17 protein-coding genes are annotated in these 20,522 nt (G+C 62.8%); 6 read left to right on the top strand and 11 right to left on the bottom strand.

Annotated elements, in window-relative coordinates; genetic code table 11:
- Window positions 1-337 precede the first annotated feature (337 nt).
- Complete coding sequence (locus NCR39_RS01225) at window positions 338-1,303, top strand: LysR family transcriptional regulator (protein ID WP_250450229.1); 966 nt, start codon at window positions 338-340, stop codon at window positions 1,301-1,303.
- Here the strand turns inward: NCR39_RS01225 and NCR39_RS01220 are convergent.
- From NCR39_RS01220 to NCR39_RS01195, 6 genes are all read right to left on the bottom strand, one after another.
- Complete coding sequence (locus NCR39_RS01220; protein ID WP_250450227.1) at window positions 1,296-4,166, bottom strand: ATP-binding protein; 2,871 nt, start codon at window positions 4,164-4,166, stop codon at window positions 1,296-1,298. The genes NCR39_RS01225 and NCR39_RS01220 overlap by 8 nt on opposite strands.
- 269 nt (window positions 4,167-4,435) lie before the next feature.
- Window positions 4,436-5,086: a response regulator gene (locus NCR39_RS01215; RefSeq protein ID WP_250450226.1), complete on the bottom strand. Its 651-nt coding sequence runs from the start codon at window positions 5,084-5,086 to the stop codon at window positions 4,436-4,438.
- 95 nt (window positions 5,087-5,181) lie between these two features.
- Entirely contained in the window at window positions 5,182-5,862 is a 681-nt protein-coding gene (locus tag NCR39_RS01210; RefSeq protein WP_502800167.1) for a response regulator, read from the bottom strand.
- Window positions 5,863-5,986: 124 nt separating this feature from the next.
- Window positions 5,987-6,616, bottom strand: coding sequence for a response regulator (locus NCR39_RS01205; RefSeq protein ID WP_284507074.1), 630 nt, complete (start codon window positions 6,614-6,616; stop codon window positions 5,987-5,989).
- A 417-nt stretch (window positions 6,617-7,033) separates the two neighbouring features.
- Window positions 7,034-7,564: a single-stranded DNA-binding protein gene (locus tag NCR39_RS01200; RefSeq protein WP_250450224.1), complete on the bottom strand. Its 531-nt coding sequence runs from the start codon at window positions 7,562-7,564 to the stop codon at window positions 7,034-7,036.
- Window positions 7,565-7,684: 120 nt separating this feature from the next.
- Entirely contained in the window at window positions 7,685-8,887 is a 1,203-nt protein-coding gene (locus NCR39_RS01195; RefSeq protein WP_250450223.1) for an MFS transporter, read from the bottom strand.
- A 228-nt stretch (window positions 8,888-9,115) separates the two neighbouring features.
- Between NCR39_RS01195 and uvrA the strand changes: the two genes are divergently transcribed.
- On the top strand, window positions 9,116-11,989 hold the full coding sequence (gene uvrA, locus NCR39_RS01190) for an excinuclease ABC subunit UvrA (RefSeq protein WP_250450222.1): 2,874 nt from the start codon (window positions 9,116-9,118) through the stop codon (window positions 11,987-11,989).
- An 86-nt stretch (window positions 11,990-12,075) separates the two neighbouring features.
- Window positions 12,076-13,164: an AI-2E family transporter gene (locus tag NCR39_RS01185; RefSeq protein ID WP_250450221.1), complete on the top strand. Its 1,089-nt coding sequence runs from the start codon at window positions 12,076-12,078 to the stop codon at window positions 13,162-13,164.
- An 82-nt stretch (window positions 13,165-13,246) separates the two neighbouring features.
- Here NCR39_RS01185 and purU read toward each other — a convergent pair whose 3' ends face one another.
- Genes purU through NCR39_RS01160 form a run of 5 tightly spaced genes read right to left on the bottom strand, consistent with a single transcriptional unit; the run spans window position 13,247 to window position 18,229 of the window.
- On the bottom strand, window positions 13,247-14,116 hold the full coding sequence (purU, locus tag NCR39_RS01180; RefSeq protein WP_250450220.1) for a formyltetrahydrofolate deformylase: 870 nt from the start codon (window positions 14,114-14,116) through the stop codon (window positions 13,247-13,249).
- 30 nt (window positions 14,117-14,146) lie between these two features.
- A complete protein-coding gene (locus NCR39_RS01175; RefSeq protein WP_250450218.1) occupies window positions 14,147-14,992 on the bottom strand; it encodes an NUDIX hydrolase in 846 nt (281 codons plus the stop codon).
- Window positions 14,993-14,995: 3 nt separating this feature from the next.
- Window positions 14,996-15,610 (bottom strand): LysE family translocator, encoded by a 615-nt coding sequence (locus NCR39_RS01170; protein ID WP_250450217.1) that lies wholly within the window; start codon window positions 15,608-15,610, stop codon window positions 14,996-14,998.
- A 1-nt stretch (window position 15,611) separates the two neighbouring features.
- Window positions 15,612-16,178 carry an adenine phosphoribosyltransferase gene (locus NCR39_RS01165; protein ID WP_250450215.1) on the bottom strand — a complete coding sequence of 189 codons (567 nt, stop codon included), beginning with the start codon at window positions 16,176-16,178 and terminating at the stop codon, window positions 15,612-15,614.
- 56 nt (window positions 16,179-16,234) lie between these two features.
- Entirely contained in the window at window positions 16,235-18,229 is a 1,995-nt protein-coding gene (locus NCR39_RS01160; RefSeq protein WP_250450213.1) for a monovalent cation:proton antiporter family protein, read from the bottom strand.
- Between the two features lie 159 nt (window positions 18,230-18,388).
- Here NCR39_RS01160 and kdsD point away from each other — a divergent pair, with 159 nt between their 5' ends.
- Genes kdsD through lptC form a run of 3 tightly spaced genes read left to right on the top strand, consistent with a single transcriptional unit; the run spans window position 18,389 to window position 20,518 of the window.
- Complete coding sequence (gene kdsD / locus NCR39_RS01155) at window positions 18,389-19,372, top strand: arabinose 5-phosphate isomerase KdsD (protein ID WP_250450212.1); 984 nt, start codon at window positions 18,389-18,391, stop codon at window positions 19,370-19,372.
- Window positions 19,372-19,911 (top strand): KdsC family phosphatase, encoded by a 540-nt coding sequence (locus NCR39_RS01150; RefSeq protein ID WP_250450211.1) that lies wholly within the window; start codon window positions 19,372-19,374, stop codon window positions 19,909-19,911. The genes kdsD and NCR39_RS01150 overlap by 1 nt, the downstream gene beginning before the upstream one ends.
- Before the next feature lie 4 nt (window positions 19,912-19,915).
- A complete protein-coding gene (lptC, locus tag NCR39_RS01145) occupies window positions 19,916-20,518 on the top strand; it encodes an LPS export ABC transporter periplasmic protein LptC (protein WP_040053036.1) in 603 nt (200 codons plus the stop codon).
- Window positions 20,519-20,522 lie beyond the last annotated feature (4 nt).

Here is a 20,522-nt window from a genome sequence, read left to right as displayed (position 1 = left end):
CGGCAGCCCAAAGTGTATGACCGGCCTTTTTGCAGCCACCACCCCAGGAACTCACAAAAATCTTTTCGAACAATTCAAAAAATCGAATTTCAATATGAGTAAACGCTTAGGCAGCTTGCACTTACCGCTGCACTAGAAAGTTGCCCAAGCCGGCCTTTTCCGCCCTTAGTTGCGGACATGCGACAGTGGCCTGATAACCACACGCTGCAATAGTCAGAGTTCTCCGATTAACCCGTACCCGAAAGCTCTCTAACATCGCGCACGCGAGAGCGGCGTGTTTTCCGCTCGTTCAACTCAAGGAAACGAGCGCCTGTCCATCGCTCGAAGTTGTCTGTCCATGAATCAACTCCAAGCGATGCGCGTCTTTCTCAAAGTCGCCGAAACCGAATCTTTTGGTCGTGCCGCCGCGGCGCTCGATCTTTCCAACGCAGTCGTCACCCGCTATGTCTCGCTGCTCGAGACGCATCTGAACACTCGCCTGCTCAATCGCACCACGCGCAGCGTATCGTTGACCGAAGCGGGCAAGGCCTACGCCGATGGGTGTCGCGCGGTGATCGAACAGGTCGAGACAATCGAGGCGACAGTAGCGAACAGTTCCGTCGATCCGTCCGGAACACTCAAGCTCGTTGCGTCGGCGTCGTTTTCGTTGCTGGAGCTGACGCCCATGCTGCGCGCTTTTCGTGAGCGCTATCCGAGCGTGAAACTGAGGCTCACGTTGCTGCATCGTCCGGTCGATCTCGTCGACGAAGGCTTCGATGCAGGCATCGTCGTGCCGCATCTCGTCAGTAGCGGCACGCTGATCAATCGCCCGTTGTTCAACGTCGCGGCGGCGCTCGTCGCATCGCCGGAATATCTGAAGCGGCGCGGCGCACCTGCACGTCCCGCTGCGCTCGCAAAGCACGACTTTCTCGCGCCATCGACGGATATTCACGGCTCGACGTGGACGTTCGTCGGGCCATCGGGCGTGCAAGAGGAGGTATTGCTCGATCCGGCTTATACCGTGAACAGTTCGCCGATGCTGCGCCAGGCGGCGGTATCGGGCATGGGCATCGCCGTGCTGCCGGAAAGTTATGTGGCGCAGGACATCGAAGCCGGCGCGCTCGTGCGCCTGTTGCCGGCTCATACGATCAAGGATGCCGACAAACAGGTGTCTATCGTCTATCCGGGGCGCCGGCACGTATCCGCGAAGACGCGCTCGTTCGTGGACTTCGCGCTCGCTTATTTCCGCGATCGCTCGCCCGCCGAAGCGTGCCTCGTCGCGTCATCCGACCAAAGCGCGATCACGCCCGCCGACATCACGTAATCGACGCGCCTTGCGTCTCGATGCGCTCCAGCAGTTGCGTGCATCGCGCGATCAATGCGCGGCCTTCGCGCCGCCTCGTTTCCAGGCTCTTTTGCGGTAAATCGCGACGGAACGCTTCGAGCGCTTCGATCAAAGGCCGATACTGCAGCACGCTCACCGCTCCCATCACGCGATGATGCCAGTCGCGCAAATGATCCGTGGTGCCGCGCTCCAGCAGTTGCTCGAGCGTCTTGAGGTCGTCGCTGAAAGACACGACGAACGCATCCAGCAACGCCTTGACCGTCTTTTCGCTGCCCCATAGCTGCGCCATGCCGCCGATGTCGAGCGCGTCGTCGGCGTCGGCATTCGTGAGCGCGAGCGGGCTGTGCCGTTGCGCTTCGCATCTGTGCTCGGGCCGTTGGGGCACTTTCCAGCGGTTCAAATGTTCGCGCAGCGTGGCAAGGCGTGTCGGCTTGATCAGGCAATCGTCCATGCCGGCTTCGCGGCATTTCGTCAGTTCGCTCGAATAGGTGCTCGCGGTGATGGCGAGAATCGGCAATCGGCGCGACGTGCCCTTCTCCTTCGCCCGCACGCGCCGCGCGAGTTCGTAGCCGGTCATGTTCGGCATGTGACAGTCGGTGATCAGGAAACCGTAGCGTGTGGTTTCGAGAGCCGCGAGCGCCTCGACGCCATCGTGCACGACGTCGCACGCGAAGCCGAGCAGCGAAAGCTGATGCCGGATCAGCTCCTGATTCACCGGATGATCTTCCGCGACCAGCACGAGCCGGCCGCTGCGCAGCGCGTCGTCGCGACCGGGCGCCTCCAGTTTCGCTTCCCGGCCGAGCGTCGCGTTCACCGCGACCTGCGGCATGCCCGTCAGCGCAGCCACGCACGCCGCGCCGAGCCCGCGCCACGACAGCGGATTCACGCTCACGCGAATGTCGCCGTCGAGAATGCGATAGCCGGTTGGCTTCGGCTTCTCCGTCACGTGGATCACCCGCGAGCCGAGCGGCAGGCCATCGTTGCGCGTATCGCTGAAGAAGACGAGATCGACGCCATCGAACGTATCGAGCAGACGCAGACGCGGATCGTTCGGCGCGATGCGCTGCAGATCCACGCCGAGCGCCTTGCCGTAGTTCGTCAGCGCCTGCGCGACGGCGTCGTCGTCGACCGCCACGATGCCGCGCCTGCCGCGCAAGCCTTCCATCTGATATTGCTGCGTTTCGACGGGCATCGTGAGCCGCAGCGTCATCGACGTGCCGACGTTCACTTCGCTTTGAAGCGTGAGCGTGCCGCCCATCAGCGCGACGAGCCGGTTGCAGATGGTGAGCCCGAGGCCCGTTCCGCCGAAGCGCCGCGTGATCGACGTCTCCGCCTGCACGAACGGCTCGAACAGCTTGTCCTGCACGTCCGGATCGATGCCGATTCCCGTATCCGTCACGCGCATTTCGATCACTTGCCCGGACGCAGTCTCGTCGACCGCGCGCACATGCAGCGAGACCTCGCCCTTGATGGTGAACTTGATAGCGTTGCTCATCAGATTGAAGAGAATCTGACGCAGCCGCACGCTGTCGCCGCGCAGGCTGGCTGCGACTTCGGGCGCCACGTCCACGCGCACGCGCAAGCCTTTTTCGTGCGCGCGCCCGGCGAGCAGGCCGACCGCGTTGTCGACCAGTTCGCGCAGGTCTATCGGTGTCGATTCGATGGTCAAGCGGCCCGCCTCGATCTTGGTGTAGTCCAACAGGTCGTCGAGAATCTGCAGCAGCGCGCTCGCCGAGTCCTGGATCATGCCGAGCATCTGCGACTGATCCGGATTCAGCGGCGTGTTTTCGAACACCTCGACGAGGCCGAGCACGCCGTTCATCGGCGTGCGTATTTCGTGGCTCATCATGGCGAGGAACTCGTCCTTTGCGCGCGACGCCGCTTCTGCCGCGTCCCGCGCGCGCGCCAGTTCTTCGGCCCGCGCATGGTCGACGGTCGCGTCGGCCCAATAGCCGCTCCAGACGACCGCGCCCGCCTCCTCCCGATGCGCGACGAGATCGGCGCGGATCCAGCGCGTCACGCCGTTCACGGTGGCGCGAAATTCGGTATGCACCGGTTCGAGCGTGCGCGACGATGCTTCGATTTCCGCGAGCAGGCGCATGCTGTCGCCGGCATCGACGTGACTCAGAACGTTGATCGGTTCGTCGGCGAACGCGGCGAGATCGAGGCCGAGCAGTTGCCGGGTATCGCCATTGAGGTAGGGAAGGCTGTATCGCCCGTTGCCTGCGCGACGCAACTGGAACACGACCGCCGGCAAGGAGCGCGTGACGTCATGGAGCCGCTGCTCGGTGCGGCGCGCGCGCAATTCGGCGTCGCGGATATCGGTGATGTCGATCATCGTTCCCACGACGCCCGCGCGCTCGCCATTGGACGCGGCGAACGCACCGGTCCAGAAGAGGCCACAGCGGGGACGGCCGTGATTGTCGACAAACTCCGCTTCGACCTCGTGCCGCTTGCCCGTTTCGAGCGTGGCCGCGGCGATATCGTTCAGGCGGCGGCTATTCGGCTCGCCCCACGGAGCGGCCTCCTGGCTCGTCCGACCGATGATCTGCTCGCGCCGCACGCCGAGCACCTCTTCGAACGCGCGATTCACCGCGATGTAGCGATTGTTCATATCCTTCGCGACGAGCGGATACGGCACCACTTCCATCATCGTTTGCTGAAAGCTGAGCTGGGTCGCGAGACGCTGTTCGGTCACGATGCGCCGCTTCACTTCGCGCTGCAGAAGAACGTAGGCGCGCAGCGTCACGCCGAGAATAGCGGCCACGCCGATGAGCGCGGGCAGCAAGCGAAGCGCGCCGATGGTCCAATGGCTATCCGGCGTCTCGGCATGGGCCGTCACTGCAAAGCACACCAGAGGCAGAAGAACACAAGGCAGGAACCAGCAGCGCGTCAGCAACGATTTCAATTCGACTCTCTCGGCAGAATGACCGGCGCAGGCAAATGCGCCGGCGAGATTTGTCGGCTCGGCGCGGCATGTGCGGTCACGGCGGACCGTCGAGAATCGTCCCGACGGTAACCTTGGGAGTCTGACCGTCCGTATAGGCTAGGAAAATCGGAGACGTCTCAAATACGTCTTAAGTTACGCTGAAAAGTAGGCATTCAACGCGTTCAGACAAGGCCGACTTGCCGCAGATATTCGATGAGTTCGGCCTCCGTTTCGAGGCCTAGCTTGCGCATGCCGCTGCGTTTCTGTGTGGCGATGGTTTTGCTGCTTCGGCCGAAGCGTTTGGCGATGTCGCGGATCAGAAGGCCGCTCGCGTAGAGCCGGAACACCTCCCATTCCCGCCTGCTGAGCACGCCGGCGCGCGCGGGCGTGTTATTCGGGAGACCGCTCACGGCTTCCGCAGCCGATGGCGACAGGAAGCGGCCGCCGTTCCGGGTGACGGAAATCGCTTCGAAAAGGGATTCGAGGGAATCGCGCTTGTCGATGATCGCATCGATTCCTAGCTGGAGCAGTCCCGCGAGCATGCGGCTGTGGGCGATCATCGTCACGACGATCACTTTGGGGCGCTTTTCCTGCCGAGATAAACGTCTGAGAAAGGCGATGGAATTGCTCTCGCCATCCATGCCGCACATTCCGATGTCCGTGAACACATAATCGCATGGCGACGAGTGAAGCGCTTCGGCCAATTGAAGTGTGTTTTCGGCAGTGGCGACAACTTCGATTGTGCCGTCTCGTTCCAGAAACGTCTTGATTCCTTTTACTACTGCGGAATGATCGTCCGCAACGATGGCCCTGAGTGCTGCTTTTATTTGCATATTCTTATTGATTTATCTTTATTACCGAGGAAGTCCGAACCTCGTTTTTGCCTGCCGCCTCCCGAAGGCTGGTATGCCTGATTACATTTCCTCCTTCAACTCAAATCGCTGTCTGCGATAAAGCGATACAAGTCCGCGTCCGTGGACAGTTCAAGCTTTCTCATCGCGGCGCATTTCTGCGCGCTGATTGTCTTTACGCTGCGGCTCAGTTCCTTCGCGATTTCGGTGACGTTCGCGCCGCGCGCATAGCGCTCGATGACTTCCAGCTCGCGGCCCGTGAGACGCTGCCGGATGAAGCGCGCGCGGCTTTCGACGTTGGCCTCGGCGAGCGTGCGGCGAATGGCGGGTCCGAGATAAGTTTCGTTCGCGATGGCCGAGACGATGGCCACGTACAACAGGTCGAGCCGGTCTTCCTTGCTGAGGAAAGCGTGCGCGCCGGCTTCGAGCGCCTGTTTGACGAGCGCGGCGTTATCGGCACGCGACAACACCACGATGCGGACCCCGGGATGGCAGGCCGCGATATGTTGGATCAGTTCGACGCCGTCGCCGTAGCGGCCGCCCGGCATGTAAAAATCGATGATGGCGACATCGCATTCGTTGCGGACAAGCGAGTCTTCCAGTTGCGTGGAATCCGCGCTTCGGCTGACCACTTCCACATTCGGAAAATTAGCGGCGAGCCGTTCGATTGCAAGAATAACGAGCGGATGGTCGTCCGCTATCGCCAATCGCGTTATGTTTCTGTGCGAGAAGGCTTGGCTTCCGTTCCCCGATACCATCGATTCATACCCCGGCGCGTTGTGCAAACTCAAATCTGATCTAGATCCCGAGTCACAAGCATCGGATATTGAAACCTCAAAAGACATAAGATGCATCCTAAATCAAAATGACGCACCCGGAGATTCAGCCGAGTCCCTGAGCCCTTACAAACGCAAACAAACCAGGATCGTTTCGTACACCGAGCTTATTCATCGCGTCGCGCTTCTGACGACTGATGGTGCGCACGTCGCGCTCGAGCTCCTTGGCGATCTCGGTGATCGATCGGCCCTTTGCGAACAGCGTCACCACTTCGAGTTCCCTTGGCGAAAGGCGCGGCGGCTCGGGTGAAAAGTCCGCCTCGGTGCCTGCTTCAGCAAGGGCCGCAACGAAAGACGCGCTGACATACCGGCGCCCGACGCTCGTATGGCGCACAGCGCCGGGAACGAGTTCGATGGGTTCGGCCTTGTTGACGAGACTCATCGCGCCCGCGTTCAAGATGGAGCGCAGAATCGCGACATTGCTCACGCTCGTCAGAACCACGATGCCGACGTCCGGCCAGTCCTGCCTGACCTTTCGAATGAGCCGCAAGCCGTCGTTGGCGCTCAGCCCAGGTTCGGGCATGGCGAAATCGGTGACCAGCACGTCACAAGGCGTCTTCGCGAGCTGAACGAGCAAGGTGCTTGCGTTCGTCGCTTCGCCGACCACATCCAGTCCATCATCGGCGTCAAACAGCGCCTTCATCCCAAGCAGTACGAAGGGATGGTCGTCAGCCAATACTACGCGAAGCTTCAAATGACCCCCGGCTATATGTGATATTTGGGCGATTATCTCGCGGCGAGACCGACAGCGAAAGCCTAATTAATTCAGACGGTTCGCATTAGCCATTCGCCGGAAGGGGAAACGCCAATCTGCTGCCAATAACATTGCAAAGAATATTTGCCTCACTGGATTTCACATGACTCTAGGCAAATAAATCGTTTGCGCTGGACCCGATTAACCAATGAAAAGTATGACGTAAAAAAAACCGCGACCATAGGACAAGTCCGATTAGAACTAAATTGATTGACTGCCAAATAGCAGCATATTTCGGCGCAACAGAAAATTCTCAACGGCGATTAACGCGAGATTTAAAAAAATGGGCCTCCAGCCAATGACCGGAGACCCATTTCTAAGTCCAAGCAAATGTCTGCTTCAGAACGGGATATCGTCGTCCATGTCGTCGAAACCGCCGCCTGCCGGCGCGCTCGGACGGCTCGAACCGCCGCCCGCGCTACCCGCGCCACCGCCGCTCGAACGGCCACCGCCCGCAGGCGCGCGTCCGCCGCCGCCCGAGCGATCCATCGGTGCGCTGCGGCTGTAGCCGCCATCGTCGCCGGAACCCGCACCGCCGCGCCCGCCCAGCATCTGCATCTGGTCCGCGACGATTTCAGTCGAATAACGCTCCTGCCCCGACTGGTCGGTCCACTTGCGCGTGCGAATGCGTCCCTCGATATAAACCGACGAGCCCTTCTTCAGGTATTCGTTGACGATCTCCGCAAGCCGCCCGAAGAAGGAAACACGATGCCACTCCGTGAGTTCCTTCATTTCGCCGGACGCTTTGTCCTTGTAGCGGTCGGTCGTTGCCAGGCGAATGTTCGCCACGGCGTCGCCGCTCGGGAGGTAGCGCGTTTCCGGGTCCGCGCCCAGATTGCCTACGAGAATGACCTTGTTGACAGATGCCATGATTTCTCCGGTTTGATCCTTGCCTACTGTCAGCTGTACGGCGCTTTTCGAACTGGCTTTCCATCAGGGAAAGCTCGAAAAGTACCGCGCTGACTCAAATTCGAATGATTGAAAGTCCCGTCAAGCCGCACGTCCGGCTTTGCGCGGCGGCGGTTTCATCCACGCCGCCACGACGAGCCAGGCCAGCACCAGCGCCGAACACGAGAAAAACACCGCGCTCGGTCCGTCCACCTTCAGAAGCCAGCCGCCGATAACCCCGCCGAGCGCGAGCCCGATGGATTGCGTCGTGTTGTATACGCCCGCCGCCGCGCCCTTTCGCGTGCCCGGCGCGAGCTTCGACACCAGCGACGGCTGCGACGCCTCCAGCACGTTGAAGCCCAGGAAATACACGAAAAGAATCGCAGCCACGGACCATAGCGTATGGGGAGCGGCGCCCAATAACAACTGTCCGATCAGGATAAGCCAGATTGCACCGAGCATGACCGCTTTCATCTTCCCGCGCTTCTCGGCGGCGATGATGGCGGGGACCATCATGACGAAAGCGAGCGCCATGACCGGCAGATAGATTTTCCAGTGCGACGCGACCGGCAGCCCGCCCGCCTCCAGAATGCGCGGCACGACGAGAAAGAGCGCGGTTTGCGTCGCGTGCAGCACGAGCACGCCGAAGTTCAGACGCAGCAATTCGACGTTGTGCAGCACTTCGGCGAACGGCGCCTTGACATGGACCGGATGCATCGGCGGATCGGGGACGATCCACAGCACCACGCCGACCGCGACGATCGACAGCACGCCGATCACCGTGAAAAGCCCGCTCATGCCGACCCAGTGGAACACGATCGGCGCGCCGACGATCGCCACAGCGAACGACACGCCGATGCTGCCGCCGACCATCGCCATGGCTTTCGTGCGATTTTCCTCGTGCGTCAGGTCCGCGATGAACGCGATCACCGCCGACGACACCGCGCCCATCCCCTGAATCACGCGCCCGGCGATGATCCACGCCATCGAGTGCCCGATCGCCGCGACGAAGCTGCCGAGCGCGAAGACCAGCAGCCCGAACGCGATCACCGGCTTGCGCCCGAGCTTGTCGGAGATCCAGCCGTAGAAGATATAGAGCATCGACTGCGTGACGCCGTACGCGCCGAGCGCAATGCCGACGAGCAGCACGTTGTCGCCGCCGGGAATCGTTTTCGCGTAGATGGAAAACACCGGCATGATCATGAACAGGCCGAGCATGCGCAGCGCGAAGATGGCAGCGAGCGACACGGTCGCGCGCAACTCCGGCGCGGAGAGACGTGAGGACGTGGCAGACGGATTGGACATCAGAAACGGGAAATGGATGAGGGTCGCGTCTCGCCCGGCCTGTTGGACGCCAGGCGCGGCCGGCTTGTTCTTGCTCGAAACGGCACTATATGAGACGGACGGCTCGAGGCGCGCCTGCTCTCAGGCGCCCGTCCGCGGAACCCGGCGCGCGGGCGCCGCACCCTGCAAAAGTCGTTATAGTAGCAGGTTTGGCCCTACTCCTTTCCCGCTCCCCGCCGGAACAAACTCGTGGAAGAAATTCGCATTCGTGGGGCTCGCACCCACAATTTGAAGAACGTCAGTCTCGACTTGCCGCGTCACAAGCTGATCGTGATTACGGGGTTGTCCGGGTCGGGCAAGTCGTCGCTCGCGTTCGATACGCTTTACGCCGAAGGCCAGCGCCGCTACGTCGAAAGTCTCTCGGCTTATGCCCGGCAATTCCTGCAACTGATGGAAAAGCCGGATGTCGATCTGATCGAAGGGCTGTCGCCGGCCATTTCGATCGAGCAGAAGGCGACGTCGCACAATCCGCGCTCGACGGTCGGCACGGTCACCGAGATTCACGATTATCTGCGTCTCCTGTTCGCGCGCGTCGGCACGCCGTATTGTCCCGACCATCTGATTCCGCTCGAAGCGCAAAGCGTCTCGCAAATGGTCGACGCCGCGCTCGCGCTGCCCGAAGAAACCAAGCTGATGATCCTCGCGCCCGTGGTCGCCGACCGCAAGGGCGAGCACGCGGAACTCTTCGAGGAAATGCAGGCGCAGGGTTTCATCCGCTTTCGCATCCGTTCGGGCGGCGGCACGGCGAACGAAGGCGTCGCGAAAATCTATGAAGTCGATACGCTGCCGAAGCTCAAGAAGAACGACAAGCACACGATCGACGTCGTGATCGACCGCCTGAAAGTGCGACCGGACATGAAGCAGCGGCTCGCGGAATCGTTCGAAACGGCGCTGCGCCTGGCCGATGGCCGCGCGATCGCGCTCGAAATGGACACGGACCACGAGAAGCTCTTCAGCTCGAAGTTCGCGTGCCCGATCTGCTCGTACTCGCTGCCCGAACTGGAACCGCGTCTTTTCTCGTTCAACAATCCGATGGGCGCGTGCCCCGAATGCGACGGCCTCGGCCAGATCACGTTCTTCGATCCGAAGCGCGTGGTCGCGCATCCGTCGCTTTCGCTGGCGGCAGGCGCGGTCAAGGGCTGGGACCGGCGCAATCAGTTTTACTTCCAGATGCTGCAAAGCCTCGCGGCGTTCTACGACTTCGATATCGAAGCGCCGTTCGAGGACTTGCCGGAAAAGGTGCGCAAGACGCTGCTGTACGGCTCGGGCAAGCAGTCGATTCCGTTCTCGTACATCAACGAGCGCGGGCGGGCGTCGGTCCGCGAGCATGCGTTCGAAGGCATCATTCCGAATCTGGAGCGGCGTTACCGCGAGACGGATTCCGCCGCCGTGCGTGAAGAACTCGCGAAATATCAGAACAATCAGCCATGCCCGACCTGCGACGGCACGCGTTTGCGCCGTGAAGCGCGCTTCGTGAAAGTCGGCGTGGGCGATCATGCCCGCGGCATTTACGAAGTCAGCGGCTGGCCGCTGCGCGACACGCTCGGCTATTTCCAGACGCTGCGGCTCGAAGGCGCGAAAGCCGAAATCGCCGACAAGGTCGTGAAGGAAATCGTCGCGCGGCTGTCGTTCCTGAATAACGTCGGGCTGGATTACCTGTCGCTGGAACGCAGCGCCGAAACGCTTTCGGGCGGCGAGGCGCAGCGCATCCGGCTCGCATCGCAGATCGGCTCGGGGCTGACCGGCGTGATGTACGTGCTCGACGAACCGTCGATCGGCCTGCATCAGCGCGACAACGACCGCCTGATCGACACGCTCAAGCATCTGCGCGATATCGGCAATTCGGTGATCGTCGTCGAGCACGACGAGGACATGATTCGCATGGCGGATTATGTGGTCGATATGGGGCCGGGCGCGGGCGAGCACGGCGGCGTGATCGTCGCTCAGGGCACGCCCACTCAGGTACAGAAAGACCCGAACTCGATCACCGGGCAATATCTGTCGGGCAAACGCACGATCAGTTATCCGGAAAAGCGCAACGCGCCGGACGAGCGGCGGCTGCGTATCGTCGAGGCGCACGGCAACAATCTGAAGCGCGTGACGCTCGATCTGCCCGTCGGACTGTTGACCTGCGTGACCGGCGTTTCCGGCTCGGGCAAGTCGACGCTCATCAACGACACGCTGCAGCACGCGGTCGCGCAGCATTTGTATGGCTCGTCGACGGAGCCGGCGCCGTATGAATCGATCGAAGGCCTGGAGCACTTCGACAAGGTGATCGCCGTCGATCAATCGCCGATCGGCCGCACGCCGCGCTCGAATCCGGCCACGTACACGGGCCTGTTCACGCCCATCCGCGAACTGTTCGCCGGCGTGCCCGCCGCGAAGGAGCGCGGTTACGAGGCGGGCCGGTTCTCGTTCAACGTGAAGGGCGGACGCTGCGAAGCCTGTCAGGGCGACGGCGTGCTGAAGGTCGAGATGCACTTCCTGCCGGACGTGTACGTTCCTTGCGACGTATGCCACGGGAAGCGCTACAACCGCGAGACGCTGGACATCCAGTACAAGGGCAAGAACATCAGCGAGGTGCTCGATCTGACGGTCGAAGCCGCGCACGAGTTCTTCAAGCCCGTGCCGGTGGTCGCGCGCAAGCTGAAGACGCTGCTCGATGTCGGTCTCGGCTATATCCGGCTCGGGCAGTCTGCGACGACGCTTTCGGGCGGCGAGGCGCAGCGCGTCAAGCTCTCGCTGGAACTGAGCAAGCGCGATACCGGTCGGACGCTCTATATCCTCGACGAACCGACGACCGGCCTGCACTTCCACGACATCGCGCTCTTGCTCGAAGTGATTCACCGGCTGCGCGATCAGGGCAACACCGTGGTCATCATCGAGCATAATCTCGACGTGATCAAAACCGCCGACTGGGTCATCGATCTCGGTCCGGAAGGCGGCGCGGGCGGCGGGCAGATCATCGCGCAGGGGACGCCGGAGCAGGTCGCGAAGTCGAAGGCGAGCTTTACCGGCAGGTATCTGGCGCCCTTGCTGCAGCGTCCGAAATCGGCGGCGTGACGCCGGCGGCGCGCGGCACCACATGGAAAGCCGCGCGCCGCGGCACGTACAACCGTAGCATCCAGCAGCGATAAGGGAACGCAGTCATGGCGAAGCGCAACGAAGCGGCCAACGAGGAGCGACGCGTACGGGACTTGCCCGCGCGCCCCGTCAGGCTGACGAGCGACATGAGCATGCCCAAGCTCCCGGCGGTGGAGATCGGCAGCTATATCGTGGCGTTCCTCGCGATGTTCCTCGTGCTGCACCTGAAGCTGCTCGGCGCGCTGCTCGCGGGCATGCTCGTGTTCCAGCTCGTTCACATGATCGCGCCGGTCATCGAGCGTCACGTGATGAGCAAGGGCGCGCGGCTGATTTCCGTCGTGCTGATATCGGCGATCATCATCGGCGGGCTGACGGGCGCGACCGTCGCGACCATCGAGCATTTCGAACGCGATGTCCCCAGCATGCAAAAGCTGCTGGATCAACTGATGACGATCACGTCGCATGCGCGGCTGCGCGTGCCGGACTGGATCGCGAGTTACCTTCCGGTCGATGCCGGCCAGATGAAGGAACGCGCCGCCGAGCTCATGCACAGGCACGCCGAGCAGCTTCAGCAAGGCGGACGCGAGATGGCGCGCGGCTTCGGGCATATTCTGATCGGCATGATCATCGGCGCGATCATCGCGGTGGGCGTGCCGAAGCACACGCATCGCCTGCCGCTTTCGACGGCGCTCGTCACGCGCGTCTCGCGCTTCTCGGACGCGTTCCGGCGCATCGTGTTCGCGCAGATCAAGATTTCCGCGATCAACGCGATGTTCACCGCGCTCTATCTGCTGGTCGCGCTGCCGATTTTCCACGAACGCCTGCCGCTCTCGAAAACGCTCGTGCTGATCACATTCATCGTCGGCTTGCTGCCGGTGATCGGCAATCTCATTTCGAACACGATCATCGTCGGCATCTCGCTTTCGGTGTCGTTCGGCACGGCGGTCGCGTCGCTCGGGTTTCTCATCGTCATCCACAAGCTCGAATATTTCCTGAACGCGCGGATCATCGGCGGACAAATCGAGGCGCGCGCGTGGGAACTGCTGCTCGCGATGCTCGCCATGGAAGCCGCATTCGGCCTGCCGGGCGTGATCGCCGCGCCCATTTTCTATGCGTATATCAAGCGCGAGCTGATCTACTTGCGGCTCGTGTGAGCGTTGACCCGCGCCAAAAACAAAACCCGCTGGCTTGCGAAACCAGCGGGTTTTCTTTTGAAGCGATGCGGCGACGGGCGCTTTAGCGAAACACGACCGTCTTGCTTCCGTTCAGCACGACGCGATGCTCCACGTGCCACTTCACCGCGCGCGCGAGCGTCACGCATTCGACATCGCGGCCGATGGCCGTCAGTTGATCCGGCGTCATGCTGTGGTCCACGCGCTCCACTTCCTGCTCGATGATCGGACCTTCGTCGAGATCCGTCGTCACGTAATGCGCGGTCGCGCCGATCAGCTTCACGCCGCGATCGAACGCCTGGTAGTACGGCTTCGCGCCCTTGAAGCTCGGCAGGAACGAATGATGGATGTTGATCGCGCGGCCGGCGAGCTTGTCGCACATCTCGGGCGACAGAATCTGCATGTAGCGCGCGAGCACGACGAGATCGGTCTCGTGCTGATCGATGATTTCCATCACGCGCGCTTCCTGCGCGGCCTTGCCTTCCGGCGTCGCGTTCATGAGCGGCAAATGATGGAACGGAATGTCGTAACTCGCGGCGAGCTGATAAAAATCCTTGTGATTCGACACGATCGCCGGAATCTCGATCGGTAACTGGCCGGTGCGATAGCGGAACAGCAGATCGTTCAGGCAATGGCCGATCTTCGACACCATGATGACCACGCGCGGCTTCACCGATGCGTCGTGCAATTCCCACTGCATGCCGAATTCATCGGCGAGCGCGGCGAACGAGCGGCGCAGCGCGTCGAGGCCCGGATCGCCGCCCACTTCCTGAAAATGCACCCGCATGAAGAACTCGCCGGTGCGGCTGTCGCCGAACTGCGCGGAATCGAGAATGTTCGCGCCGAGATCAAACAGGAAACCGGACACGGCATGCACGATTCCCGGACGGTCCGGGCACGACAACTTCAGGATGAAACTATGTTCGGTCGACATGAACCGGTCACTCCTTGCTTATTCATTTGTTCAGTGCTGCGGCGGCGCACGGAGCGCGGCGATTCCTTGGCACGCGTCCTCGTCGATCCATCGATGGCGCAGCAGGCAATCGAGCGTGGCCAGGCTCGCGTCGACGGTAAGCTCGCCCTCTTCGATCCAGCGCGCGACCTCGTCGATGCGCGCGAGGCGGTGCTCGCCGACTTCGCCGTCCTGATTGCGCGGCACGAAGTCTTCGGGCAATAGCACGTCAAAGACGAAGAGCTGCTCGGCCTGCGTGCCTTCGGGAATGGATTGCAGCACATGGAAGATGCCGCCCGGCGTGGCCGTCGACGCCAGTTCTGCGCGCATGCCCGCCTCTTCCCAGCATTCCTTCACGAGCGTCGGCTCGATGCCCATTCCCCAGCCGATGCCGCCCGCCACGACGTTGTCGAGCATGCCGGGATCGGTCGCCTTCGTTTCGCTGCGGCGCGCGATCCACAACTGCGGCGCGCTATCTCGATATTTTACGATGCCGTTCAGATGCACCGCGTAGGTCATCGTGCCGAAGAAACGCGAAGCCGCGCGCTCGATGAACGCAAGCGGCGCGGCGTCGAAGTGATTGCGGATCGCGTAGATTTCGTCGCGCCAGCCGGGGATTTTCCCGTCGGCATGAAGCGCGCCGATGACCGCCGCGAGCGCGGCCGTGCGCGCATCGACCGTGTCGAGCGAGCGGCGTAGCTGCACGGCATCCGCGCCGATATCGAAGACGTCCGGCCAGCGCGCGAGCAACGCGACATCCGTCTTGCGAATCCAGCCGACGCGTTCATCGCCGATAAAAAACGGCGCGTGCGCGCAAGCGTCGAAGCGGCGGGCGGCGATGATCGCGGGCAACGTCATGCGTCAATCCTTGAACGCGACGCGAAGCCCCAGCGCGATGAACGTCACGCCCGCGAGCCGATCCAGCCACACGCCGACGCGCGGACGGCGCTTCAGCCACGCGCCGATCATGCCCGCGCCGAAGCCGAACATCGAAAACACGACGACCGTCTGCAACATGAACACGGCACCGAGTTCGAACATTTGCAGCATGACGCTTTGCGCGCCGTGCGGATCGACGAACTGCGGCAGGAACACGATGAAGAACAGCGTGACTTTCGGATTCAGCAGATTGCCGATCACGCTCTGGCGAAACACCGTCGAAAGCGGCTGGCGCGGACGTTCGTGCGCGGTCGCGAGTCCGTGGCTGCGGAGCGCCTTGATGCCGATCCACACGAGATACGCCGCGCCCGCGAGTTTCACGGCCTGAAACGCGAGCGGCGACGAACGCAGCAACGCGGCGACGCCGAGCGCGGCGAGCGTCGTATGGAAGATCACGCCGCACGCGAAGCCGAGCGCGGCGACGACGCCCGCGAGGCGTCCTTGTGAAATGCCGCGCGCGAGCACTTGCAGATTGTCGGGGCCGGGCGCGAGGGTGATCGCGATCGATGTCGCGAGGAAAAGCAGGAAGTTCGGCATGTCAGTGTCCGGCGAATTCACATACGGTAAAGAGCGGCAGGCCGCCGTCGCGCAGCAGTTTCGAACCGCCGAGATCGGGAAGATCGATGATCGCCGCGGCCTCGACGACTTCCGCGCCGAGCCGCTCCAGCAGGATCTTGCCCGCCATCATCGTGCCGCCGGTCGCGACGAGGTCATCGACGATCACGACGCGATCGCCGGGCTGGCACGCATCCTCGTGGATCTCGACGGTCGCGCTGCCGTACTCCAGTTCATACGACTGCGAGAGCGTCCTGTACGGCAGCTTGCCCTTCTTGCGAATCGGCACGAAGCCGAGGCTCAGTTCGTACGCGAGAATCGGCCCGATGATGAAACCGCGCGCATCCATGCCGGCGATCACATTCACGTTCGCGTCGATGTAACGCTGCACGAAAAGATCGATCAGCGTGCGCAACGCGCGGCGGTCCTGCAGCACGGGCGTGATATCGCGAAACTGCACGCCGGGCTGCGGCCAGTCCTCGACCGTGCGCACGCGTTCCTTGATGAAGCGAGCGGCATCGGACGAGGCGCTCGAAGAGATATGGGACATGACTTCTCCGTGAAACCCGCGCTGTGAGGCCGCGCGCCGCCTGGATCAAGTGGAGATTACGCCGCCCGGCGATTGCGCGAGAGCCGTTCCTCGGCCTGCGCCAGCACTTCGGGCAGCCCGCGCAGCACGACGATATCGTGTGCGCGCAACTTCGTTTCGGGGTCCGGTTCGACGCCCCGGATGCCGTGACGCCGGATCGCGGTCACCTCGACACCATTGCCGACGAGCCCGAGATCGTCGAGCGAGTGGCCGACGGCGTCCGATTTTTCGTCGATGGGTACGGATTGTAGCCGCACCTGCTCGTGGCCATCGTCGTCGTCGACGTCGTCGGCGCCGTGGAAGTAGCCGCGCAGCAGGCTGTAACGCGCGTCGCGCATTTCTTCGACACGGCGCACCACGCGGCGCATCGGCACGCCCATCAGCACGAGCGTGTGCGACGCGAGCATCAGACTGCCTTCGACGATCTCCGGAATCACTTCCGTCGCGCCCGCCGCCGTCAGCTTTTCGAGATCGGCGTCGTCGACGGTGCGCACGATTACGGGCAGCGTCGGCGCGAGTTCGTGGATGTTGTGCAGCACGCGCATCGCGGATGGCGTGTTCGCGTACGTGATCGCAATCGTCGCCGCGCGATTCAGGCCCGCCGCGAGCAGCGACTCGCGCCGCCCGGCATCGCCGAATACGACCGATTCGCCCGCCGCCGCCGCCGCCGCGACGCGATCCGGGTCGAGGTCGAGCGCCACGTACGAAATGCCTTCCTGCTCCAGCATGCGCGCGAGGTTCTGCCCGGCGCGCCCATAACCGCAAATGATCACGTGACCGCTCTGCTTAAGGCTTTGCGTCGCGATCTTCGTCATTTGCAGCGATTGCAGCATCCATTCCGTCGACGACAGCCGCAGCACGATCCGGTCCGCGTTCTGAATGATGAACGGCGCGGCGAGCATCGAAAGCAGCATCGCGGAAAGCAGCGCCTGGAGAATGGTCGGATCGACGAGATGCGAGTCCAGAATCAGGTTCAGCAGCACGAAGCCGAATTCGCCCGCCTGCGCGAGACCCAGGCCCGTGCGCATCGCGACGCCGGGCGGCGAGCCGAACGCGCGCGCAAGCCCCGTCACGATGACCGCTTTCAGCAGAATGGGCACGACGAAGAACGCGAGCACGAGGAACGGATGCTCCCAGATCACGCGCGGGTTGAGCAGCATGCCGGTCGTCACGAAAAAGAGGCCGAGCAGCACGTCGCGGAACGGCTTGATGTCCTCTTCCACCTGATGCCGATACGGCGTTTCCGCGATCAGCATCCCCGCGATGAACGCGCCGAGCGCGAGCGACAGCCCGAATTTATCCGTGATGAACGCCGCGCCGAGCGTGACCAGCAGCAGGTTCAGCATGAAAAGCTCTTGCGAGCGGCGGCGCGCAACGAGATCGAACCAGCGCGTCATGAACTTCTGGCCGATGAAAAGCAGCACCGTCAACGCGACGACGATCTTCACTGCCGCGATGCCGAGCCACATCGCGAGCTGCGACGAATTGCCGTTGCCGAACGCCGCGATGATGATGAGCAGCGGCACGACCGCGAGATCCTGGAACAGCAGCACGCCGAAGATGTTGCGGCCGTGCTCCGATTCCAGCTCCAGCCGCTCGGCGAGCAGCTTGCTCACGATCGCCGTCGACGACATGGACAGCGCGCCGCCGAGCGCGAAGCTCGCCTGCCACGACATCGGCATCCAGAAATGCGCGATCCAACCGAACAGCAGCGCGAGCACGATGGTCGCGCCGACCTGGCTCGCGCCGAGTCCGAAAACGATGCGCCGCATCGATCGCAACTTGGCGAGCGAGAATTCGAGTCCGATGGAGAACATCAGGAACACCACGCCGAATTCGGCGAGATGCTGGGCCTGCTCGGCATCGGGCGCGATACCGGCGGCGTGCGGACCTACGATGATCCCAACCGCCAGATAGCCGAGCATGGGCGGCAGGTTGAAGAAGCGAAATATCACGACGCCCGCCACCGAACACAGCAGCAACAGCAGCGTCAATTCCAGCGGAGAGGTCATCCGTCCAGCGTCCTCGTTCGTCAGTTTTCCGAAGCGCGCGCGTCGCGCATCCGGCGTCTTGAAAAGCCCCTGTCGCCAGGGGTTGCGGGGGGCGGAGAGAAGGCCGCGCGCCACGCTCCGTGCGGCGCGGCGAAGAAACGCCTTTGGTATACTCCGCGAATGATAGCGAAAATCAATGGCGACCGGGCACTGGCGCTGGCTCGCAACGTAATCCAGATCGAAGCCGACGCTGTTCGCGGGCTTTCAGACCTTCTCGACCACGATTTCACGAACGCAGTCGAAGTGCTGCTCGGCTGCCGCGGACGCGTGGTCGTGTCCGGCATCGGCAAGTCGGGGCACGTCGCGCGCAAGTTCGCCGCGACGCTCGCCAGCACGGGCACGCCCGCATTCTTCGTGCATCCGGCCGAAGCGAGCCACGGCGACCTCGGCATGGTCACCGCCGACGACATCTTCATCGCGCTCTCCAATTCGGGCGAAACCGAAGAACTCGTCGCCATTTTGCCGCTCATCAAGCGCCTCGGCGCGAAACTCATCGCCATTACGGGAAGGCCGGAGTCGAGCCTCGCGCAACTGGCGGACATGCATCTCAACGCACGCGTCGAAAAGGAAGCGTGCCCGATGAACCTCGCGCCCACGGCCAGCACGACCGCCGCGATGGCGCTCGGCGACGCGCTCGCGGTCGCCGTGCTCGACGCACGCGGCTTCGGCCCCGACGACTTCGCGCGCTCGCATCCGGGCGGCGCGCTCGGCCGGCGGCTTCTGACGTATGTGCGCGACGTGATGCGCGTCGGCGACGAAGTGCCCGTCGTGCCGCTTGACGCGACCGTATCGGATGCGCTCTTCCAGATCACCGACAAGCGCATGGGCATGACGGCCGTGGTCAACGAAAATCGTCATGTCGAAGGCATCTTCACCGATGGCGACCTGCGCCGCATCCTGCAACGCGACGGCGATTTCCGTTCGCTCAAGCTCGCCGACGTGATGACGCGCAACCCGCGCACCATCGGCCCGGATCATCTCGCCGTCGAAGCCGTGGAACTGATGGAGCGTTATCGCATCAATCAGATGCTGGTCGTCGACGCCGACGCGACGCTGATCGGCGCACTGAACATGCACGACCTCTTCTCCAAGAAGGTAATTTGATGGCGCAGAAGCCTTCCCCCGCCGCCGAGCGCGCGAGCCGCATCAGGCTCATGGCGTTCGATATCGACGGCGTCTTCACCGACGGCAGCCTCTATTTCTCCGCCGACGGCGACACGATGAAGTCGTTCAATTCGCTCGACGGCTACGGCCTCAAGCAACTGGAGCGCATCGGCGTGCAGACGGCGATCATCACCGGGCGGCAGTCGGGCATCGTCGCGGCGCGCGCGAAGGAACTGGGCATCACGCATCTGTATCAGGGCGTCGAAGACAAGACGGTCGCGCTCGATGAACTGCTCGCGAAGACCGGCATTTCGGCGGCCGAAGCCGGCTACATGGGCGACGACTGGCCCGATCTCGCCGTGATGAGCCGCTGCGGCTTCGCGGCGGCGCCGGCGAACGCGCATGCTGAAGTCATCCAGCGCGTGCATTTCGTCGCGGCGGCGCGCGGCGGCCACGGCGCGGTGCGCGAAGTCTGCGACGCGATCCTGCGCGCGCAGGGCCGCTACGACGCGGCGCTCGCCGCCGCGCTCGGAGCCTGATGCGATGCCGCAAACCCGACGCCTGACCTCGCTCGTGCCGCTTCTCGCGATGGCGGCGCTCGCGGGCATCACCTACTGGCTGCTGCAGGCAACGCTGCCTTCCGCGCCCGAGGCGCCGGAGCAGCCGAAGCGCCACACGCCCGACTATTTCGCGGACAACTTTTCCGTCTCCGAACTCGATACGACCGGCACCACGCAATATCGCCTGACGGCGAAATCGATGCTCCATTACGAGGACGACGAAAACAGCGACCTGACGCTGCCGGCCATGCGCATGTTCCAGCCGCAGAAGCCGACCGTGACGGCCACCGCCGAGCGCGGCACGGTGAACGGCGACGTATCCATCGTCGATCTGTACGACAATGCGCGCATTCTCCGCGCCGCCGGTTTCGGCGATCCGCAGATGCAGGCGGATTCGCAGCATTTTCGCGTGCTGGTGAACGACGATGTCATCGAAACGGAAAAGCCGGTTAAACTTCAGCGCGGTCCGTCGGTGATCACCGCGAACGGCATGAACTACAACAACGTCACCCGGGAAATGAAGCTCTTCGGTAACGTGCGCGGCGCCATCGCCGCCTCGGATATCAACGGCGGCGCTTCCAAGTAACGCG

The organism is Caballeronia sp. ATUFL_M2_KS44 (genome assembly GCF_023630965.1).
Taxonomy (GTDB): Bacteria; Pseudomonadota; Gammaproteobacteria; order Burkholderiales; family Burkholderiaceae; genus Caballeronia; species Caballeronia concitans.
The sequence above is the reverse complement of the archived record's forward strand: the minus strand, read 5'-3'. Positions and strand labels throughout refer to the sequence as shown.

What these genes read in the sequence shown, in the direction of transcription:
- NCR39_RS01225 (WP_250450229.1), top strand. Translation starts at nt 338, where the DNA reads ATGAATCAACTCCAAGCGATGCGCGTCTTTCTCAAAGTCGCCGAAACC.
- NCR39_RS01215 (WP_250450226.1), bottom strand. Translation starts at nt 5,086, where the DNA reads ATGCAAATAAAAGCAGCACTCAGGGCCATCGTTGCGGACGATCATTCC.
- NCR39_RS01210 (WP_502800167.1), bottom strand. Translation starts at nt 5,862, where the DNA reads ATGGTATCGGGGAACGGAAGCCAAGCCTTCTCGCACAGAAACATAACG.
- NCR39_RS01200 (WP_250450224.1), bottom strand. Translation starts at nt 7,564, where the DNA reads ATGGCATCTGTCAACAAGGTCATTCTCGTAGGCAATCTGGGCGCGGAC.
- NCR39_RS01195 (WP_250450223.1), bottom strand. Translation starts at nt 8,887, where the DNA reads ATGTCCAATCCGTCTGCCACGTCCTCACGTCTCTCCGCGCCGGAGTTG.
- NCR39_RS01185 (WP_250450221.1), top strand. Translation starts at nt 12,076, where the DNA reads ATGGCGAAGCGCAACGAAGCGGCCAACGAGGAGCGACGCGTACGGGAC.
- purU (WP_250450220.1), bottom strand. Translation starts at nt 14,116, where the DNA reads ATGTCGACCGAACATAGTTTCATCCTGAAGTTGTCGTGCCCGGACCGT.
- NCR39_RS01175 (WP_250450218.1), bottom strand. Translation starts at nt 14,992, where the DNA reads ATGACGTTGCCCGCGATCATCGCCGCCCGCCGCTTCGACGCTTGCGCG.
- NCR39_RS01170 (WP_250450217.1), bottom strand. Translation starts at nt 15,610, where the DNA reads ATGCCGAACTTCCTGCTTTTCCTCGCGACATCGATCGCGATCACCCTC.
- NCR39_RS01165 (WP_250450215.1), bottom strand. Translation starts at nt 16,178, where the DNA reads ATGTCCCATATCTCTTCGAGCGCCTCGTCCGATGCCGCTCGCTTCATC.
- NCR39_RS01160 (WP_250450213.1), bottom strand. Translation starts at nt 18,229, where the DNA reads ATGACCTCTCCGCTGGAATTGACGCTGCTGTTGCTGCTGTGTTCGGTG.
- kdsD (WP_250450212.1), top strand. Translation starts at nt 18,389, where the DNA reads ATGATAGCGAAAATCAATGGCGACCGGGCACTGGCGCTGGCTCGCAAC.
- NCR39_RS01150 (WP_250450211.1), top strand. Translation starts at nt 19,372, where the DNA reads ATGGCGCAGAAGCCTTCCCCCGCCGCCGAGCGCGCGAGCCGCATCAGG.
- lptC (WP_040053036.1), top strand. Translation starts at nt 19,916, where the DNA reads ATGCCGCAAACCCGACGCCTGACCTCGCTCGTGCCGCTTCTCGCGATG.